Here is a 17,976-nt window from a genome sequence, read left to right on the forward strand (position 1 = left end):
AATTCGCCGTAAACGGAAGTATTCTTCATACCAAGGAGAGGTTGGCAAGAAAGCAGATAACCTTATTCAACGTCAATTTGAAGCAACCAAACCAATGCAAAAGTGCTACACAGATGTGACAGAATTTTCCATTCCAGCAAGCAGCCAAAAGCTTTATTTATCACCAGTTTTAGATGGCTTTAATAGCGAAATTATCTCCTACAATCTTTCTACTTCGCCGAACTTAGTACAAATGAAAACAATGCTAGAACAAGCCTTTACAGAGAACCATTACGAAAATACAATTCTCCATAGTGATCAAGGATGGCAATACCAACACGATTTCTATCATCATTTTTTAAAGAATAAGAGAATCCAACCATCTATGTCACGTAAGGGGAATAGCCCAGATAACGGTATGATGGAATCTTTCTTTGGCATTCTTAAGTCTGAAATGTTTTATGGTTATGAGAATACGTTTCAGTCACTTGAGCACTTGGAACAAGCTATTGTAGACTATATTGATTACTACAACAACAAACGAATTAAGGTAAAACTAAAAGGATTTAGTCCTGTACAATACAGAACTAAATCCTTTGCTTAAATTAATTGTCTAACTTTTTGGGGTCAGTACAATTTGCTTCCTTACTTTTTTATTAGTTATTCAAGGCTGCTGCCATTGTAGCTGCAACTTCAGCTTCAAAGTCATTAGCTGCTTTCTCGATACCTTCACCAACTTCAAAGCGAGCGAACTCAACTACTGAAGCGTTAACTGATTCGAGGTAAGCTTCAACTGTCTTGCTGTCATCCATGATGTAAACTTGTGCAAGAAGTGTGTAAGCTTGGTCAACTTTAGTGTTGTCAAGCATGAAGCGATCCATTTTACCTGGGATGATTTTATCCCAGATTTTTTCTGGTTTACCTTCTGCAGCCAATTCAGCTTTGATAGCTTCTTCAGCTTGAGCGATTACTTCATCAGTCAATTGAGCTTTAGATCCGTATGCCAAGTGTGGAAGAGCTGGTTTACCAACCATAGCACGGCTTTCATTATCTTGGTCGATAACGTGGTTCAATTGTGCCAACTCATCTTTAACAAATTGCTCATCCAATTCTTTGTATGAAAGAACTGTTGGTTTCATAGCAGCGATGTGCATTGAGATTTGTTTAGCAAGTGCTTCGTCTCCACCTTCGATTACAGAGATAACACCGATACGTCCGCCGTTGTGTTGGTAAGCACCGAAGTGTTGTGCATCTGTTTTTTCAATCAAAGCAAAGCGACGGAATGAGATTTTTTCTCCGATAGTTGCTGTTGCAGACACATAAGCTGCTTCAAGAGTTTCACCTGAAGGCATTGTTAAAGCAAGAGCTTCTTCGTTGTTAGCTGGTTTTCCTTCAGCGATTGCTTTAGCTGTTGCGTTTACCAACTCAACAAATTGAGCGTTTTTCGCAACGAAGTCAGTTTCAGCATTTACTTCAACAACTGCTGCAACATTACCGTCAACATAAACACCAGTCAAACCTTCTGCAGCAACACGGTCAGCTTTCTTAGCTGCTTTTGCCATACCTTTTTCGCGAAGCAATTCAATTGCTTTTTCGATATCGCCTTCCACTTCAACCAATGCTTTTTTAGCGTCCATAACACCAGCACCAGATTTTTCACGCAACTCTTTAACAAGTTTAGCTGTAATTTCTGCCATTTTGATTCTCCTATATTTTTTAAAAATAGGAGAGCCGGGCTAAGCCCCGCCCTCCTAGGTAATTACTATTTATACGAATTAAGCGTTGTCGCCTTCAACAACTTCAACGATTTCTTCGATTGAGTCTGCTTGAGCTTCTGAAGCTGCAAATTCTGCTTCAACTGCTGCAACAGCATCTTCACCTTGGCGACCTTCGATGATAGCGTCTGCCAATTTAGCTGTGATCAACTTAACTGCGCGGATAGCGTCATCGTTAGCTGGGATGATTACATCGATATCGTCTGGATCAGTGTTTGTGTCAACCATCGCTACAACTGGGATTCCCAATTTTTTAGCTTCTTTAACAGCGATTTGCTCTTTATGTGGGTCAACTACGTACATTACATCTGGGATACGAGGCATATCTTCGATACCACCCAAGAATTTTTCAAGACGTGCACGTTGTTTGTTAAGAAGTGCAACTTCTTTCTTAGGAAGAACTTCGAAAGTTCCATCTTCTTCCATACGTTTGATTTCTTTCAAACGAGCGATACGTTTTTGGATTGTTCCCCAGTTAGTAAGAGTTCCACCCAACCAACGGTGGTTGATGAAGTATTGACCTGAACGTACTGCTTCTTCAGCAACTGCGTCAGCTGCTTGTTTCTTAGTACCAACAAACAATACAACTGCATCGTTAGCTGCAGCATCACGCATGAAGTCGTATGCTTGGTCAGCGTATTTTACAGTTTGTTGCAAGTCGATAACGTGGATTCCGTTACGCTCAGTGAAGATGTACTTAGCCATCTTAGGGTTCCAGCGACGAGTTTGGTGACCAAAGTGCACACCAGCCTCAAGAAGTTGTTTCATTGAAATTACTGCCATGAGTATTTCTCCTTTTTGTTTTTTTCCTCTTCTTGATTTCAACTTGCAAAACGACCCGAAGGCAACAGTTTCACAATTCATCAAGAATGAGTATTATCGTTCACACGACAAGTTTCATTTTACCACAATTTCTCAATATTATCAAGCTATTTTGATAGTTTTTTAGCAGAACTTCTCAACTTAAAGACAAGAAAAGAGACTCGGAAAGAGTCTCAATTTTTTCATTAGTTTGGATAGATGTAAGTAACATAACCTTCAGAAGTTGTTGTTGGGTTGAACCAACCACGTTTGTTACTAATGGTACGATCTCCACCATAGTTAGATTCTGATACTTGGATGCTTGATGATGATGAAACAGCTGTAACAACCGCTACGTGTCCATAGCCACCATCATTCCAACATGCAATAGCACCAACTTGTGGTTGAGAACCAGTACGGAATCCTGCTGCTGCTGCACTTGTAGCCCACTGCGCTCCGTTACCCCAGTAATCTCCAGCCCAAGGTGCTAACGTTTTAGCTCCCCAAGTACATTCACCAGTTGGATAACTTGAAGCATTTGTACTATATGTTGGACGTGATGTTGTACGAGTAGCTACAGGAGTGTAGCTTGGTTCTTCATCGTCTGATGATGAAGTAGAAGTTGCTTGTACTTGCGCAGCAAAGCTTGTGTTAGCTGAAGCTGCAACCGATTGACGTTGGCTAGTTTGTTGAGCTCGATATGCCGCTTCAGCTTCCGCTGCCGCTTTTGCTTCAGCTTCTGCTGCTGCTTTTTGCTCTAACAAACTCGCTTTTTCACCTTCTGCAGTAGCTTTCTCAGCCGCAAGGTTCAATTCTGCTACTTTCAATTCTGCTTGTTTTGTTGTCAAAACTTGAGCATCATCAGCAAGCGTTTGTTGATTTGCAATGACTGTATTGATTGCTTCATTGTTTGCTACTTGTTTTTCAGCAATAGCCTTTTTATCTTCTTTTTGTTGTTCCAACATTTTATTGTTGGCTGATACGATTTCGCTCATAGCTGCTACGCGTGAGATAGCTTCTGTGATTGATTTTGAGTTGATAATCGTATTGATATAGCTTGTAGCAGCTCCATTAGTTTGTGCGCTACGAGCTTGGTTTTCAAGAGATGCATTACGAGCTACGATATTTTTTGAAAGCTCAGTAATTTCTCCTTCAAGCTTTTTAGATTCTGCTTGAAGTTTTTCATTCTCAGCTTGCAATTTTTCTTGTTCTGTTTGGATTGCTGAAACCTGAGTTTGAATTTCATCTACTTGTTTTTGAGCTTCTTTTTGTTGAGCTGTTAAGCTGCTAATTTTACTATCTTGAGCAGCAATTTTTTCATCTGTTGTATTTGCCTGAACACTTGAAAGAACAGCTCCTTGGGAAACCAATACTGTGCTTAACAAAAGTGATGCTAGGATTTTTTTCTTCATAAGTGTAAATACTCCTTCTTTTAAAACAATACTAGTATATCAAAAAAAGGCCTAATAAATATTACGCCTTTATTACAGTTTTGTTTCTTTCTTATAGATATATTTTTTCAAAAATAAACTGGAAAACTATCATCCATAAACCATTTAAAATCATCGATGGAACTAGACTATAAACGATAAAGACTGGTATACTTGCAGCAGTTAATCCAACCGCCTGAGCTAACATAAAACTACCAAATTCAAACAAGAAAGTCATCATTAAAATTGCTAATAGTCTAGTCCATCTATTTGATAGAATGATAGAATTATTTTTATAAATGATTGCACCAATAATAACAAAAAGAAGACTGGCAATCCCTATCAAATGAAAGAAATAAATATCGTAGATAAGCCCTATGATTAAGCAATAAGCCAAAAACAAATATTCGGATACTTCTATCGTCTCAAATAATAAAAAGATGAAGATAGAGTGACTTACAAGTTGAAAATAAGGGAAAAAACTATTGATAAATTGTCCTAAATGACTATCTATTAAGATGATTAAGGGCAAGAGCAAAAACATGCCTACCTGCTTAAAAAGTCTCATGACGGGTTCCCCACTAACTCTACGACTTTGGTATTCATTGAATCAGACTGAAGTTTGACTAACACCTCTCTTGTCAGATAGTCATTACTATGCGTCACAGATTCAACCTCACCTACTGGAATATCAGTAGCATTAAAATTACCAAGACCACCAGTTACAACCTTATCGCCTTTACTAATGTCGTTACTGCTGTTTAACTGACTAATTTTCAGTAGATCTTTTTCCTTATCGTAGCCAATGATAATTCCATAAACACTGGTAGAACCATGCTGGATTTTAACAGAAATTTTCTCTGTATTTTCAGCGTTGGTTAATAAGTTGACCACACTAGAGTTTCCTTCAACCTTTTCTACGCTTCCGATCAAACCACCGCCAGCTACAACAAGCATATTACTAGTCACGCCTTGTGAAGATCCTGCATCGACTGTCAACTCTTGTTTCCAAGTTGCTGGTGTTCTCATGATAACGTCAGACGCAATTATCTTGGTTGCGTTTAATTTTGATTTCATCTCCAACAATTGTCGTAATTGCTCGTTTTCTTCTTTTAGGCGATCTGTTTCATTCGTTTCCTTCTTCATCTGATAGAGTTCTTTTTTTAGACTTTCATTTTCATTATAAGCTCTAGTTAAATGCCCTAAATCAGATTTTGCTGAAGACAACCATTGAAATGGTTTTTGAACAATTCTGTCTACAAGAGAAATTCCATCTCCCGCCTTTGTCACAATTGCACTGGATTGCGTCATTACCAAAAAGACTGACACTACTAATACAAGGACAAAAAGAACGATAATATACTTAGATTTTTTAAAACGGTTCATATCTTACCTTTTTTATTCTCTGTTTTACTTTAGGATTTTAATAAAAATAGGATTGCGCCCAATAGACATACAAAGAAAAGGGCTAGACTATCTTTATTCATCCAATTCAACTGTCGATACTGACTACGTCCATGACCACCCTGATAACCTCTAGCCTCCATAGCAGTAGCCAAAGAGTCCGCTCTTTTCAAACTCGTAGCAAATAAAGGAATCAAAATAGGAATCATGGCCTTTACCTTCTGGACAATATTCCCTTCTCCAAAATCAACTCCACGCGCCTTTTGGGCATTCATAATTCGAATGGTATCATCCATCAAGGTTGGTACAAAACGTAAACTCATAGAGAGCATAAGTCCAATCTCATGAACTGGAACCTTAAATCTTTTTAACGGCCCTAACAAGGATTCAACCGCCGTCGCTAAACTAAGAGGCATGGTCGTCAAGGTTAGTAAGGTTGAGAAAAAAATAATCAACACAAAGCGACAACAAATAATTCCCGCCTGCTCTAAACCATGACTAGTAACTTTAAGAAAGCCCACTTCATACAAAATTTCCCCACCCGAAATAAAGAACAATTGGAAAAGAGTTGTAAAAGCAATCAGAAAAAACATAGACCGCAAGCCTTTTATAAAAAAAGACAAGGGAACTTCTGATAAAAATACAAATATGCCTGTTACAATGAAAAGTATGAGATTAGTTATCGGATTATTGGCCCAAAAAATGATGATAATCAATAAGATCATAGCTATTAGCTTACTACGAGGATCCAGACGATGAATAATCGAATCTCCTGGTATGTAACGACCTAAAATCATGTTATCCATTAATGAACTCCTTAAACTCTTCTATCGTTATCGGCATTTGTTTAAAAGAAACTCCTCGTTCAGCTAGCCTATGAGCAAATCTTGTGATTTTCGGAACACCCAATTGGATATTTTCCATAGACTCCAGATTTTGAAAGACAAGACTAGGCGCTCCACTCTTAACCAATCTTCCTTTTTCCATCACATAAACTTGGTCAGCAAATTCGGCCACATCATCCATAAGGTGTGTCACTAAAACAATCGTGATGCCATCTTGATGAAGCTTTTCAAACAAAGTCATCAACTCTTTCCGACCAATTGGATCTAGTCCTGCTGTAGGCTCATCTAAAACCAAGATACTTGGCTCCATTGCTAAAATCCCAGCAATAGCAACCCTTCTCATCTGACCACCTGAAAGTTCAAATGGACTCCTCTCAAAAAGTGATTCGTCGATTCCTACTAAAGCTAGCTTTTCACGTGCAATAGCTTCGGCCTCTTCTACAGAAACGCCAAAATTTTGCGGCCCAAAAGCCACATCTTTTAAGACAGTTTCCTCAAAAATTTGATTCTCTGCAAACTGAAAGACCAAGCCCACTTGTTTGCGAATTTGACGAATTTGCTTATTGACGGATGTTGGTGTAATTAATGTATCAAAGACACGAACACTTCCCTTTGTGGGAACCAACAAACCATTCAAAAGTTGTAAAATAGTAGATTTTCCACTACCTGTATGCCCAATAATGGCCGTATAGGAACCATCTTCTATGGTCAGACTCACATCTGACAAGGCTGCTGAGGCAAAGGGTGTTCCTTCCTGATACGTATAACTAACATTGTCTAGAATAATTCCCATAAAGCCTCCTCGAGCTCCTCTTCGGTCAGGTAATGCTCTGGCAATTTTAAGCCACTATCACGCAGTGATTGTTTTAATTGGTTTACAAAGGGTTGGTCTAAGCCAATTTGATCTAAATCCGATCTAGAAAACAATTCTCTAGGGCTACTAGTTGATTCGATTTCCCCTTTTTTCATCACCAAAACTCGGTCACTCATGGCCACCTCGTCCAAATCATGTGTTATAGAAATCACAGTTATCTGATGATTTCGACGAATTTCCTGCACAATTTTAATTAACTCTAGCCGTCCCTCAGGATCCAACATGCTTGTAGCTTCATCCAAGATTAAAATATCTGGTCGCAAGGCAACAACGCCTGCAATGGCTACTCTCTGTTTTTGACCTCCTGACAAACGAGCAGGTTCTTTTTTAGAAAATCCAGCCATCCCAACTAAGGATAGGGCTTCTGTAACTCTACGCTTCATCTCCTCAAGCGGGATTCCTTGATTTTCCAGTCCAAAAGCAACATCATCTTCCACAGTTGCTCCTACAAATTGGTTGTCAGGATTTTGAAAGACCATGCCAATTTTTCGGCGTTTGTCCCAGACGTTTTCTTCCGTCAAAAGATCTCCGTCTATCCAAATTTCCCCTGATTCGGCCTCAAGTAAACCGTCAATCAAGCGAACAGTCGTTGACTTGCCACTACCATTATGACCAACGATAGACAACCACTCTCCATGTTTCACGTGAAACGTAATATTATGAACATCGTAATGTTCTTGATCTGCCTGATATCGAAAAGACAGATTTTTTATCTCAATAATCGATTCCATATCTAGCGAAAGGTTCCTTTAAACAAATATGCACTTCCCTTGAAATAATCATAACCAGAATAAACTGTGAAGAACAAGGCAATATAAAGAGTTATCTGACCAAGCACATTCCAGTGAAGCAACAAGAAGATAATCGCAAACATCTGACTAAATGTCTTTATTTTCCCAGGCATTGCAGCAGCTAGAACAGTCCCGCCTGTTTCGACTAAGAGCAGGCGCAACCCGGTAACTGCAAGTTCTCGACAAATAATAACTGCTACCACCCAAGCTGGTGCCATATTTAGACCAACTAGCATAATAAAGGCTGACATAACTAACAACTTATCTGCCATTGGATCTGCAAATTTTCCAAAATTGCTAACTACCTGCCATTTTCTAGCCAAATATCCATCCAAATAATCCGTGATGCTAGCAATAGCAAAAATAACTGCTGCCGTTGTATGTAATACTGGAGACGGTCCAAATGATAGAAGAAGAACAAAAATGGGAATAAATAAAATTCTACCAATCGTAAGTATGTTAGGAATATATTCTTTTTTCATATTATCCTTCCTTAATTTGAGCTCAGTGTCAGTGTAATCCAGCCAGTTTCCCCAGCCAATTTTGAAGTATCGATTTCCTGATTATCAATTGTTATTTTAACACCTTTGACAACACCTAATGTGATAGTTACTGGAGAACCTTTCGAAATCGTTGTTTTAGCTGTTTTATTATTGGGTTCAAGAGTCACTCCTCCTGCCAAGTCCGTATCCGAAACACTGATCCAGCTCGTTGCATCGGTAACAGAGAATTGAAGCTCAACTGAATCTTTAGAAGTTTTGTATTCTGCTGCTATCGTATCTCCCTGACCAGAAATGATCACAGAAGAGGCATCACTCGAACTTGATGAACTAGTAGATTGGCTACTACTTGATGGCTCACTACCAGAAGTACTTGTTGAACTCACAACACTATAACTGGTTGTAGCTGGCGTAGTTGGTTGTGTTTGAATGTAATTCCACACATAGTAGGTTACAAAAATTAAAATGGATAAAGACAAGAGAACAAAGTAAAATAGCGGGAGAAATGAATTCTTCTTTCGATTTGAACGTCTACGTCCTGAAAGCTCAATCTCATCAACATCTACCTCTTCATAAGTAATCATACTACCTGAATCATAGGCATCTAGAACAATATGTTCATCTAATTCAACCGCCCAAGCATATTTTCTCAAAAAAGAACGAGCATAAAAAGTACTCGGTAGTTTGTCAAAATCATCTGTTTCCAGTGCCTCCAACAAATCCAGCTGAATATCCGTCTTTCTATGCAATTCCTCCAAGCTCAATCCTTGGTTAATCCTTGCAAGGCGTAATACCTCACCAATTGTTTTTTTTCTCATACTTAACATTCCTTCTTTCTAGTGTATTTTCTAGCGATTATATCGGAAAAATTGTACAATCAACCATGTCGCTATTATCTATCAAATCATGTCCTGCTTCTAGAACATCCTCTAGAGTAATTTCCTGCAAAAGTTTAGGAAGGTCAAACAGGGTAGAACCTGTATGGGTTGGATGATACTGAGTAGCAATATATTCTAAGGAATCCATACTATGAAGAAATTCCCCATACATCTCAGTTTTTACAATATCCAAGTGATCCTCAGTGACATCCTCATCTTTCATAAAATTACGAATAGCTTTACGAAATTGATGAGAAAGTGCCACAGGTTCCTTTGTATCCATTGTTAATATCACAAAATGGAAACGACGATCCACTTCTATTTCTAGAGACAAGGAAGCATCCAGTTTTCCAGACTCATATAATCTCTGAAATCTTTGTGAAGTCCAACCAAACATCATTGTAAACAACAATTTCAATAAAAGATGATAACGATATCGATCTCGATTTCCGATATCTTCATTTCCTCTAATACCGATCGCTAATTTTGGAGAAGCTACTTCCATCCGTAAACTTTCAGTAGTCTTTACAGGATGTAAAGATATTTGTTCTCTTTTAAACTCATGTTTTTTCTCTTGAAGATAAGATTTCTTAGTAAAATAATCTTCAAGAAGTTCAAGTTTAAAATTACCGACCAAAAAGATATTACTATTGACAGGTCTGTAAAACTCTTTAAAGTTCTCTTTCAAATCCTTCAGACAAATAGCATCAATGGAGTTTTCACTACCGACAATATCTGAAGCTAAAGGACTTTCTGGATAGAGATTTGCCAGAGTATTGAAAAATAGACAAGAATCTGGATCATCCTGATACATTTCTCTTTCCTGCTGAATGATATCTTTTTCGCGCTCCACTGATTCTTCAGTTATATTGAAGGTAGTGACAAGTTCTTCAAGTAAATCTAAGCACTCTAGAACATTTTCAGAAGTCGAGAAAAGATAGCTAGTATTTGTAAAGCTCGTAAAGGCATTGCTTTCAGCCCCTAGCTCTGTAAAAGCTGCCATAACATCTCCGGAATCTTCTCGTTCAAAAAGCTTATGTTCTAAGAAATGAGCGATCCCTTGAGGATATTGTTGTAAACCCTTATCATCTACTGTAAACCTTGTGTCAACAGAACCGACTTGGACACTCACAACTCCATAAACCTCGTTAAAGTCCTTTTTAGGTAGTAAAGTAACTGTCAAACCATTTTCTAAGCTAGTTTGATACAAAGTTTCTTTTACAGCAGGATAATATTTCTTTTGAAAAATCGGTCTGGTCATTCTGCTCCTTCCATAAAATAAATAGCCTGCAACTTAAAACTGTTTGCTGCTTCACAAATTGCTTCTCTATCAACTTGTTCGAGTTTATCGATTAAAGTTTTTGTATCAAGATTTGCTTTCCCAAAAAAGGTTGACAGATAATATTTATCGACAATAGAATCTTGATTATCCTGAGCTAGTAGTAAGGATCGACGAATCATTTGTTTAGTCTGATCAATTTCCTTATCTGTAAACTTGCCATTTTTTATGTCAAGCAACTGATGATTCATCAATTTTCTTACTTTATTTCGATTTTGCCGGTCAATTCCAGCAAACAATCGTAAAAATCCACTAAAAAGGTCCAAGTGACTCGATACCGTATAGGCCAGTCCTTCTTTTTCTCGTACTTTGGTAAATAGTTTCGAATGAGGAAAGGCTCCTAAAAGACCATTGACAAGAAGCACTGCCATCTGCTCTTCATCACCATACCCCACTGGACTATGGCAGCCCATCTCTAAAACAGACTGTCCCAATCTCTTTCTAACAATACCTTCTTTAAGAATATTAGAATAGGGTTGCTGGTATTGAATATTTACAGATGATTTACGACCTGTTAACGATAATTTTTTCAAATACTCTAAAACTTCAATTTCATTAAAATCTCCTAAGAAGAAAATATCTATTTGATCTTCTTTCATCATTTTTTGAAAACTTGAAAAACAAGTTTTAGAAGTCTCTTCTGAAATTCTAGAAATCAAATCTTTAGGAACTAACTGCATTGATTCTTCTTGGAAAAACAATTGATCTAATTCTTTATGAGCAAAAAAGAAGGGGTCTTCTAACTCTGACTCTAGTCTTGATAAGACTTGTTTTTTCTCAATTTCAAAGGTTTTATTTTCAAATCCAACATCATCAATCAATGGAAAGAATAGGACCTGATTTAACAATTCTAAAATTTGCGAAGTTAAAATATTTTTTTTACTTAAAAACTCATCACGCACATAGGTAATGCTCAAATCCACAAGATGACTTTGTCCTCTTCGGTAGGCGTGCGCTGACAAATCAGTCCCATACAAGGTTGCTAAATGTTTTCGAAACAGTTGAGCAGTCGGATAACTTTGGTTGGCAGTTTCAAGCATACTAGCACTTAACATGCGACTTGAAATTGAATCCAAAGACAATGGAGCTGTGAAACGCACAGTAATTTTATTAGTTTTAAATTTTTTTGATTGGATAAAATGCACTGCAATTCCAGGTACTAACTCCATCGCTTACCTCCTTCTACATAGAGTTCTATTATACCATGAAAAGAGAAAATTTTCTTGTTCTCTTTATCCCTTTTAGAATTAAAATCGCTTTCATTTATAACGAATTTACCTCTGCCATTTCAAGGTAAAATATGGTATAATACCAAAGATTGAGGTGAACTATGGAATACAAATTATTTGAAGAATTTATCACTCTCCAAGCTCTCTTGAAAGAACTTGGTATTATACACAGTGGCGGAGCCATTAAATCCTTTTTAGCTGACCATCTTGTCTACTTTAATGGCGAATTGGAAAATCGTCGTGGGAAAAAAGTAAGAATCGGAGACTCCATCGACATTCCTGATTTGAAAATCCACATCATTTTGACTCAACCTAGTCAAGAAGAACAGGAAGAATATCTTGAAGAAAAACTTGAGAAAGAACGTGTGACTAAACTTGTCAAAGAAATGAATAAGACGGTCAACAAAAAGCCAACACAAAATCATCAGGTACCCAAAACAAAAGCTGCACCACGTTTCCCAGGTAGATAAGTATGTGGCTAAAAAATTTATCCATCAAACAATTTCGAAACTATCAGGATACTGAAATTGAATTTAATCCTAAATTGAATGTATTTGTTGGTCGAAATGCACAAGGTAAAACCAATCTTCTGGAGAGTATTTACTTTTTAGCTTTAACTAGAAGTCATCGGACAAAGACAGACAAGAATTTAATTCAATTTGAAGAAGAACAGCTTCAAGTTTCTGGAATTCTTCAAAAACGAACGGCTACTGTTCCGCTTGAGATTGACTTAACCCCAAAAGGTCGGATTACTAAAGTCAATCATTTAAAGCAAGCTCGGCTATCTGACTATATTGGACACATGAATGTTGTTCTATTTGCACCCGAAGATTTACAACTTGTCAAAGGAGCACCAGCTATCCGACGTAAGTTTATAGATATGGAACTAGGGCAAATCAAACCCATATACTTGTCAGACTTGTCAAGCTACAATCATGTACTCAAACAAAGAAATACCTACTTAAAGTCAGCAAATCATATCGACGAGACTTTTTTATCTGTTCTGGACGACCAGCTAGTCGAATACGGTTGTCGAGTGATGGTCCACAGAGCAGAATTTATCAAAAAAATGGAGTCTTTTGGTCGTAAAAAGCACTTTGATATCTCAGATCAGTTAGAAGATCTGTCAATCCGTTATCAACCTTCTGTAAACTTTGTTGACAAGAAACATTTGGCTGAATCTTTCCATATAGCACTTCAAAAAAGTAGATCCAGAGATTTATTTAAGAAGAATACTGGAGTTGGTCCTCATCGGGATGATATGATTTTCATGATTAATGGTATAGAAGCAAGTTTCGGCAGTCAAGGGCAACATCGTAGCTTGGTGCTTTCTATAAAACTTGCTGAAATCGAATTGATGGAGAGTATCACTAAAGAGTCTCCCATTCTTTTGCTTGACGATGTTATGAGTGAACTTGACAATACTCGTCAACTTAAATTATTAGAGACTATATCTCAAAATATTCAAACCTTTATTACTACAACTAGTTTAGAGCATCTTCAGAACTTACCTGATAATCTCAGTGTATTTACAGTAAAAGATGGTCAATTATCTGTAAACTAATATTCACAATGTTGTAAACAACAAAAAATCTCCTGTTGTGACAGGAGATTTTTTGTTACATTGAGTAGTTTGGTGCTTCATTTGTGATTTGCACATCGTGTGGATGGCTTTCTTTTAGACCTGCACCAGACATTTCGATAAATTGAGCATTATCATGTAGTTCTTTAAGGTTAGCGGCACCACAGTAACCCATACCAGAACGGATACCACCAATCATTTGGAAGACAATATCAGCTGCTGCTCCTTTATAAGCAACACGCCCTTCAATTCCTTCTGGAACAAGTTTATTTGCTTCATTGACAGAACCTTGGAAGTAACGGTCGCTTGAACCTTTTTTCATCGCAGCGATTGAACCCATACCACGGTAAGTCTTGAACTTACGTCCTTGGAAAATTTCAGTTTCACCTGGAGCTTCATCTGTTCCTGCAAACATTGATCCAAGCATTACTGCATTTCCTCCAGCAGCAAGTGCTTTTACAATATCTCCAGAATACTTGATTCCACCGTCTGCAATAATTGTCTTGCCATATTCACGCGCAACTGCTGCCGCATCATAGATAGCTGTAACTTGTGGAACTCCGACACCTGCAATAACACGAGTTGTACAGATTGAACCTGGTCCAATACCAACTTTAACAACGTCAACTCCTGCGTCATAAAGGGCACGTGCTCCTTCAGCAGTAGCGATATTTCCAGCAATCAGTGTACGGTCTGGGAAATGCGCACGGATTTCAGCGATTTTACGAAGAACTCCTGCAGAGTGACCATGTGCAGTATCAATAACAATTGCGTCAGCTCCTGCTTCAAAGAGGGCTTCTGCACGTTCAAATGTGTCAGAAGTAACACCTACCGCACCAGCAACTAGAAGACGACCAAACTCATCTTTTGCTGCATTTGGGAATTCAATTACTTTTTCAATATCTTTGATTGTGATCAAGCCAGAAAGACGACCTTCTTCATCAACCAAAGGTAGTTTTTCAATACGGTGTTCTTGAAGAATGCTCTCAGCTGTTTTTAAATCTGTACCAACTGGTGCAGTAACCAAGTTTTCGCTAGTCATGTGTTTTGAAATTGGTTGGTTGTAGTCAGAAATAAAGCGAAGATCGCGATTTGTTAGGATACCAACCAATTTACGATTTTCAAGAGTTTCAACCACTGGAACACCACTGATACGGTAACGTCCCATGAGTTCATCTGCTTCTGCAATTGTATGCTCTGGAGTCAAGAAGAATGGATCAATGATAACACCATTTTCAGAACGTTTTACCTTACGAACTTCATCTGCTTGTTGAGCAATTGACATATTTTTATGGATAACTCCAAGACCACCTGCACGAGCAATAGCAATAGCCATTTGGCTTTCTGTTACAGTATCCATGGCTGCTGTAATAATTGGGATATTTAAAGTCAAATTATCTGCCAATTTTGTTGTTAAATCCGCATCATTAGGCAATACATGACTCTCTGCTGGAATAAGCAATACATCATCAAAGGTAAAACCTTTTTTCAAAAATTTAGTGTCCCAATTAGACATTGAAGTTTCCTCTTTTCTTTCTTTTTGAGCTTGACGCTTTTTGTATTGTATCTATCATACCATTCTATGAAAATTTGTCAATTATATTGATAATAGATAATATAAAAAACTATCCCTTTAATTTTAAAGAAGAGATAGTTTTAGAGTTCATATTTTATCTATTAATGAAAGTAATTTAGCCCCATTGCTGCTTTTACCTCTGAGAGTGTTTGGCCAGCAACTTCTCGAGCTTGTTCACTACCTTTTTGAAGCATATTGTACACTTCACCCATATCTTTGGCATATTCTAGGCGACGTTCACGGATTGGACCAAGTTCACGTTCTAGGATTTCAAGTAGATAACGTTTAGTCTTGACATCACCTAGACCACCACGTTGATAATGCTCTTTCATTTCAGCAATTTCTTGAGCATCTTCTGGACGTCCGAAAACATCTAAGTAATGGAAGACCATATTTCCTTCAATCTTACCTGGATCCTCGACACGAATGTGATCTGGATCTGTATACATACTCATTACTTTCTTACGCAAAGTATCTGCATCATCTGACAAGTAGATACCATTATTAAGCGATTTAGACATTTTGGCATTTCCATCAAGACCAGGTAAGCGACCTGCTCCTTCATTTTCAGGATAAATCCCTTCTGGCTCTACCAAAACATCACAGTTGTAGGCATGATTGAAAGAACGCACAATCTCACGCGTTTGTTCAATCATCGGTTTTTGGTCTGTACCTACAGGAACATAATTAGCCTTGAAAGCTGTGATATCTGCTGCTTGAGCAACCGGATAAACTAAAAATCCAGTTGGAATGCTTTCTCCAAAGCCTTTCTGAGCAATTTCTGTCTTGACTGTTGGGTTTCGTTCCAAACGAGCCAAAGACACTAGATTCATGTAATACATAGACAACTCTGCCAACTCTGGAATCTGACTTTGGATGAAAATCGTTGATTTCTTCGGATCCAATCCCACTGCAAGATAGTCCAAGGCAACATTCCCGATAGATTCTACAATTGTTTGTGGATCTTTTGCATGGTCAGTTAAGGCTTGCTGATCAGCCAAAAAAACGAACATGTCATATTTATTTTCTTCTTGAAGGATAACACGATTTTTTAAGCTACCTACATAGTGTCCGATATGTAATTTCCCAGTTGGACGATCTCCTGTTAAAATAATGGGTTTATTCATCTTATTCTCCTTTGATATGGTCCTTTCAATTATAGCATTTTTTTGATAAAAAGACAGATAATTTTTAAAATCAAACTATGTCTAGGATATCTATCCAATCGTAAAGAAACTGTCAACTTTATTTACAAAAAATTGACAAATAAAAATTTGAATATTTGGGGATTTTCTAGTAGAATTAAAGTATTATATATAATAGGAGAAAAATATTGCTAACAGTATCTGATGTTTCACTACGTTTTAGTGACCGCAAACTTTTTGATGATGTCAACATCAAATTTACAGAAGGAAATACCTATGGTTTGATTGGTGCTAACGGTGCAGGTAAATCAACATTTTTAAAAATCTTGGCTGGTGATATTGAGCCGACAACTGGTCATATCTCTCTTGGACCAGACGAACGTCTCTCTGTTCTTCGTCAAAATCACTTTGACTACGAAGATGAGCGTGCGATCGATGTCGTTATCATGGGTAATGAAAAGCTATATAGCATCATGAAAGAAAAAGATGCTATCTATATGAAGGCAGATTTTACTGATGAAGACGGGGTTCGTGCAGCTGAGCTTGAAGGAGAGTTTGCTGAACTAGGAGGCTGGGAAGCTGAAAGTGAAGCCTCTCAACTCTTGCAAAACCTCAATATCCCCGAAGATCTTCATTATCAAAATATGAGTGAACTTGCAAACGGAGACAAGGTGAAGGTGCTCCTTGCTAAAGCCTTGTTTGGTAAACCTGATGTTCTTCTTTTAGATGAGCCGACCAACGGTCTTGATATCCAATCTATTACTTGGTTAGAGGATTTCCTAATTGACTTTGATAATACTGTCATTGTCGTATCCCATGACCGTCACTTCTTAAATAAAGTTTGTACCCACATGGCCGACCTTGATTTTGGGAAAATCAAGCTCTATGTAGGAAACTACGACTTCTGGAAGGAATCTTCTGAGCTTGCTGCTAAATTGTTAGCAGACCGTAATGCTAAGGCGGAAGAAAAAATCAAACAATTACAAGAATTCGTTGCTCGATTCTCTGCTAACGCATCTAAATCTAAACAAGCAACTTCACGTAAAAAGATGCTTGACAAGATTGTCTTGGAAGAAATCATTCCATCTAGTCGTAAATACCCATTTATCAACTTTAAAGCTGAACGTGAAATTGGTAATGATCTCTTGACAGTAGAAAATCTATCTGTCAAGATTGACGGTGAAACTATTCTTGACAACATCAGCTTCATTTTGCGTCCAGGTGACAAGACAGCTCTTATCGGGCAAAACGATATCCAAACAACTGCTCTCATCCGTGCTATTATGGGTGATATCGACTATGAAGGAACTGTCAAGTGGGGAGTTACAACTAGTCGTTCTTACCTACCAAAAGACAATTCAGCTGATTTTGCTGGGGGTGAATCTATTCTTGACTGGTTGCGCCAATTTGCAAGTAAAGAAGAAGATGACAATACCTTCTTGCGTGGTTTCCTTGGTCGTATGCTCTTCTCTGGAGATGAGGTTAACAAACCTGTAAATGTCTTGTCAGGGGGAGAAAAAGTGCGCGTGATGCTATCGAAACTCATGCTTTTGAAATCAAATGTTCTAGTACTTGACGATCCTACTAATCACTTAGATTTGGAATCTATTTCAAGTTTGAACGATGGATTGAAAAACTTCAAAGAATCTATCATCTTCGCCAGCCATGACCATGAATTCATTCAAACATTGGCTAACCACATTATTGTCCTATCTAAAAACGGTGTAATCGACCGTATCGATGAAACCTATGATGAATTTTTAGAAAATGCTGAAGTACAAGCAAAAGTCAAAGAACTTTGGAAAGACTAAATAATACTTTAAAACTC

General features: G+C 37.8%; 18 protein-coding genes. 4 read left to right on the plus strand and 14 right to left on the minus strand.

The window, feature by feature from the left end:
* Positions 1-583 (plus strand): IS3 family transposase (locus QM887_RS09135; RefSeq protein WP_414271346.1); only part of this gene is annotated, 583 nt, incomplete at its 5' end.
* A gap of 52 nt (positions 584-635) precedes the next feature.
* Here QM887_RS09135 and tsf read toward each other — a convergent pair.
* The 12 genes from tsf to yfmF form a co-directional block, all read right to left on the minus strand.
* A complete protein-coding gene (gene tsf / locus QM887_RS09140) occupies positions 636-1,676 on the minus strand; it encodes a translation elongation factor Ts (RefSeq protein WP_000808093.1) in 1,041 nt (346 codons plus the stop codon).
* A 78-nt stretch (positions 1,677-1,754) separates the two neighbouring features.
* Positions 1,755-2,537, minus strand: coding sequence for a 30S ribosomal protein S2 (gene rpsB, locus QM887_RS09145; RefSeq protein WP_000268462.1), 783 nt, complete (start codon positions 2,535-2,537; stop codon positions 1,755-1,757).
* 224 nt (positions 2,538-2,761) lie between these two features.
* Positions 2,762-3,967: a peptidoglycan hydrolase PcsB gene (pcsB, locus tag QM887_RS09150; protein ID WP_414271347.1), complete on the minus strand. Its 1,206-nt coding sequence runs from the start codon at positions 3,965-3,967 to the stop codon at positions 2,762-2,764.
* Positions 3,968-4,058: 91 nt separating this feature from the next.
* Positions 4,059-4,553 (minus strand): rod shape-determining protein MreD, encoded by a 495-nt coding sequence (mreD, locus tag QM887_RS09155; RefSeq protein WP_414271348.1) that lies wholly within the window; start codon positions 4,551-4,553, stop codon positions 4,059-4,061.
* On the minus strand, positions 4,550-5,371 hold the full coding sequence (mreC, locus tag QM887_RS09160) for a rod shape-determining protein MreC (RefSeq protein WP_414271349.1): 822 nt from the start codon (positions 5,369-5,371) through the stop codon (positions 4,550-4,552). The genes mreD and mreC overlap by 4 nt, the downstream gene beginning before the upstream one ends.
* A gap of 29 nt (positions 5,372-5,400) precedes the next feature.
* On the minus strand, positions 5,401-6,195 hold the full coding sequence (locus tag QM887_RS09165; RefSeq protein ID WP_414271350.1) for an energy-coupling factor transporter transmembrane component T family protein: 795 nt from the start codon (positions 6,193-6,195) through the stop codon (positions 5,401-5,403).
* Positions 6,188-7,027 (minus strand): energy-coupling factor transporter ATPase, encoded by an 840-nt coding sequence (locus QM887_RS09170; protein ID WP_414271351.1) that lies wholly within the window; start codon positions 7,025-7,027, stop codon positions 6,188-6,190. The genes QM887_RS09165 and QM887_RS09170 overlap by 8 nt, the downstream gene beginning before the upstream one ends.
* Entirely contained in the window at positions 7,012-7,839 is an 828-nt protein-coding gene (locus QM887_RS09175; RefSeq protein ID WP_414271352.1) for an energy-coupling factor ABC transporter ATP-binding protein, read from the minus strand. The genes QM887_RS09170 and QM887_RS09175 overlap by 16 nt, the downstream gene beginning before the upstream one ends.
* Positions 7,840-7,841: 2 nt before the next feature.
* The gene (gene pgsA / locus QM887_RS09180) at positions 7,842-8,381 is read right to left on the minus strand and encodes a CDP-diacylglycerol--glycerol-3-phosphate 3-phosphatidyltransferase (RefSeq protein ID WP_414271353.1); all 540 of its coding nucleotides are present in this window, start codon (positions 8,379-8,381) and stop codon (positions 7,842-7,844) included.
* Positions 8,382-8,392: 11 nt separating this feature from the next.
* Complete coding sequence (gene rodZ, locus QM887_RS09185) at positions 8,393-9,217, minus strand: cytoskeleton protein RodZ (protein ID WP_414271354.1); 825 nt, start codon at positions 9,215-9,217, stop codon at positions 8,393-8,395.
* 37 nt (positions 9,218-9,254) lie between these two features.
* Positions 9,255-10,538 carry an EF-P 5-aminopentanol modification-associated protein YfmH gene (gene yfmH / locus QM887_RS09190; protein ID WP_414271355.1) on the minus strand — a complete coding sequence of 428 codons (1,284 nt, stop codon included), beginning with the start codon at positions 10,536-10,538 and terminating at the stop codon, positions 9,255-9,257.
* Positions 10,535-11,785, minus strand: a complete 1,251-nt coding sequence (yfmF, locus tag QM887_RS09195; protein WP_414271356.1) for an EF-P 5-aminopentanol modification-associated protein YfmF — start codon at positions 11,783-11,785, stop codon at positions 10,535-10,537. Before yfmF ends, yfmH begins: the two co-directional genes overlap by 4 nt.
* Positions 11,786-11,946: 161 nt before the next feature.
* Here yfmF and yaaA point away from each other — a divergent pair, with 161 nt between their 5' ends.
* Together yaaA and recF are read left to right on the plus strand one after the other, a co-directional pair.
* Positions 11,947-12,315: a S4 domain-containing protein YaaA gene (yaaA, locus tag QM887_RS09200; protein ID WP_414271357.1), complete on the plus strand. Its 369-nt coding sequence runs from the start codon at positions 11,947-11,949 to the stop codon at positions 12,313-12,315.
* 2 nt (positions 12,316-12,317) lie between these two features.
* Complete coding sequence (gene recF, locus QM887_RS09205) at positions 12,318-13,409, plus strand: DNA replication/repair protein RecF (RefSeq protein WP_414271358.1); 1,092 nt, start codon at positions 12,318-12,320, stop codon at positions 13,407-13,409.
* A gap of 55 nt (positions 13,410-13,464) precedes the next feature.
* Here recF and guaB read toward each other — a convergent pair whose 3' ends face one another.
* Positions 13,465-14,943, minus strand: coding sequence for an IMP dehydrogenase (guaB, locus tag QM887_RS09210; RefSeq protein WP_000073399.1), 1,479 nt, complete (start codon positions 14,941-14,943; stop codon positions 13,465-13,467).
* 161 nt (positions 14,944-15,104) lie between these two features.
* Positions 15,105-16,130, minus strand: a complete 1,026-nt coding sequence (gene trpS, locus QM887_RS09215; protein WP_414271359.1) for a tryptophan--tRNA ligase — start codon at positions 16,128-16,130, stop codon at positions 15,105-15,107.
* A gap of 206 nt (positions 16,131-16,336) precedes the next feature.
* Here trpS and QM887_RS09220 point away from each other — a divergent pair, with 206 nt between their 5' ends.
* Positions 16,337-17,959, plus strand: a complete 1,623-nt coding sequence (locus tag QM887_RS09220) for an ATP-binding cassette domain-containing protein (RefSeq protein WP_414271360.1) — start codon at positions 16,337-16,339, stop codon at positions 17,957-17,959.
* Positions 17,960-17,976: the final 17 nt, after the last annotated feature.

Origin of the sequence: Streptococcus infantis (assembly GCF_047460875.1) — a bacterium.
GTDB classification, from domain to species: domain Bacteria; phylum Bacillota; class Bacilli; order Lactobacillales; family Streptococcaceae; genus Streptococcus; species Streptococcus infantis_AA.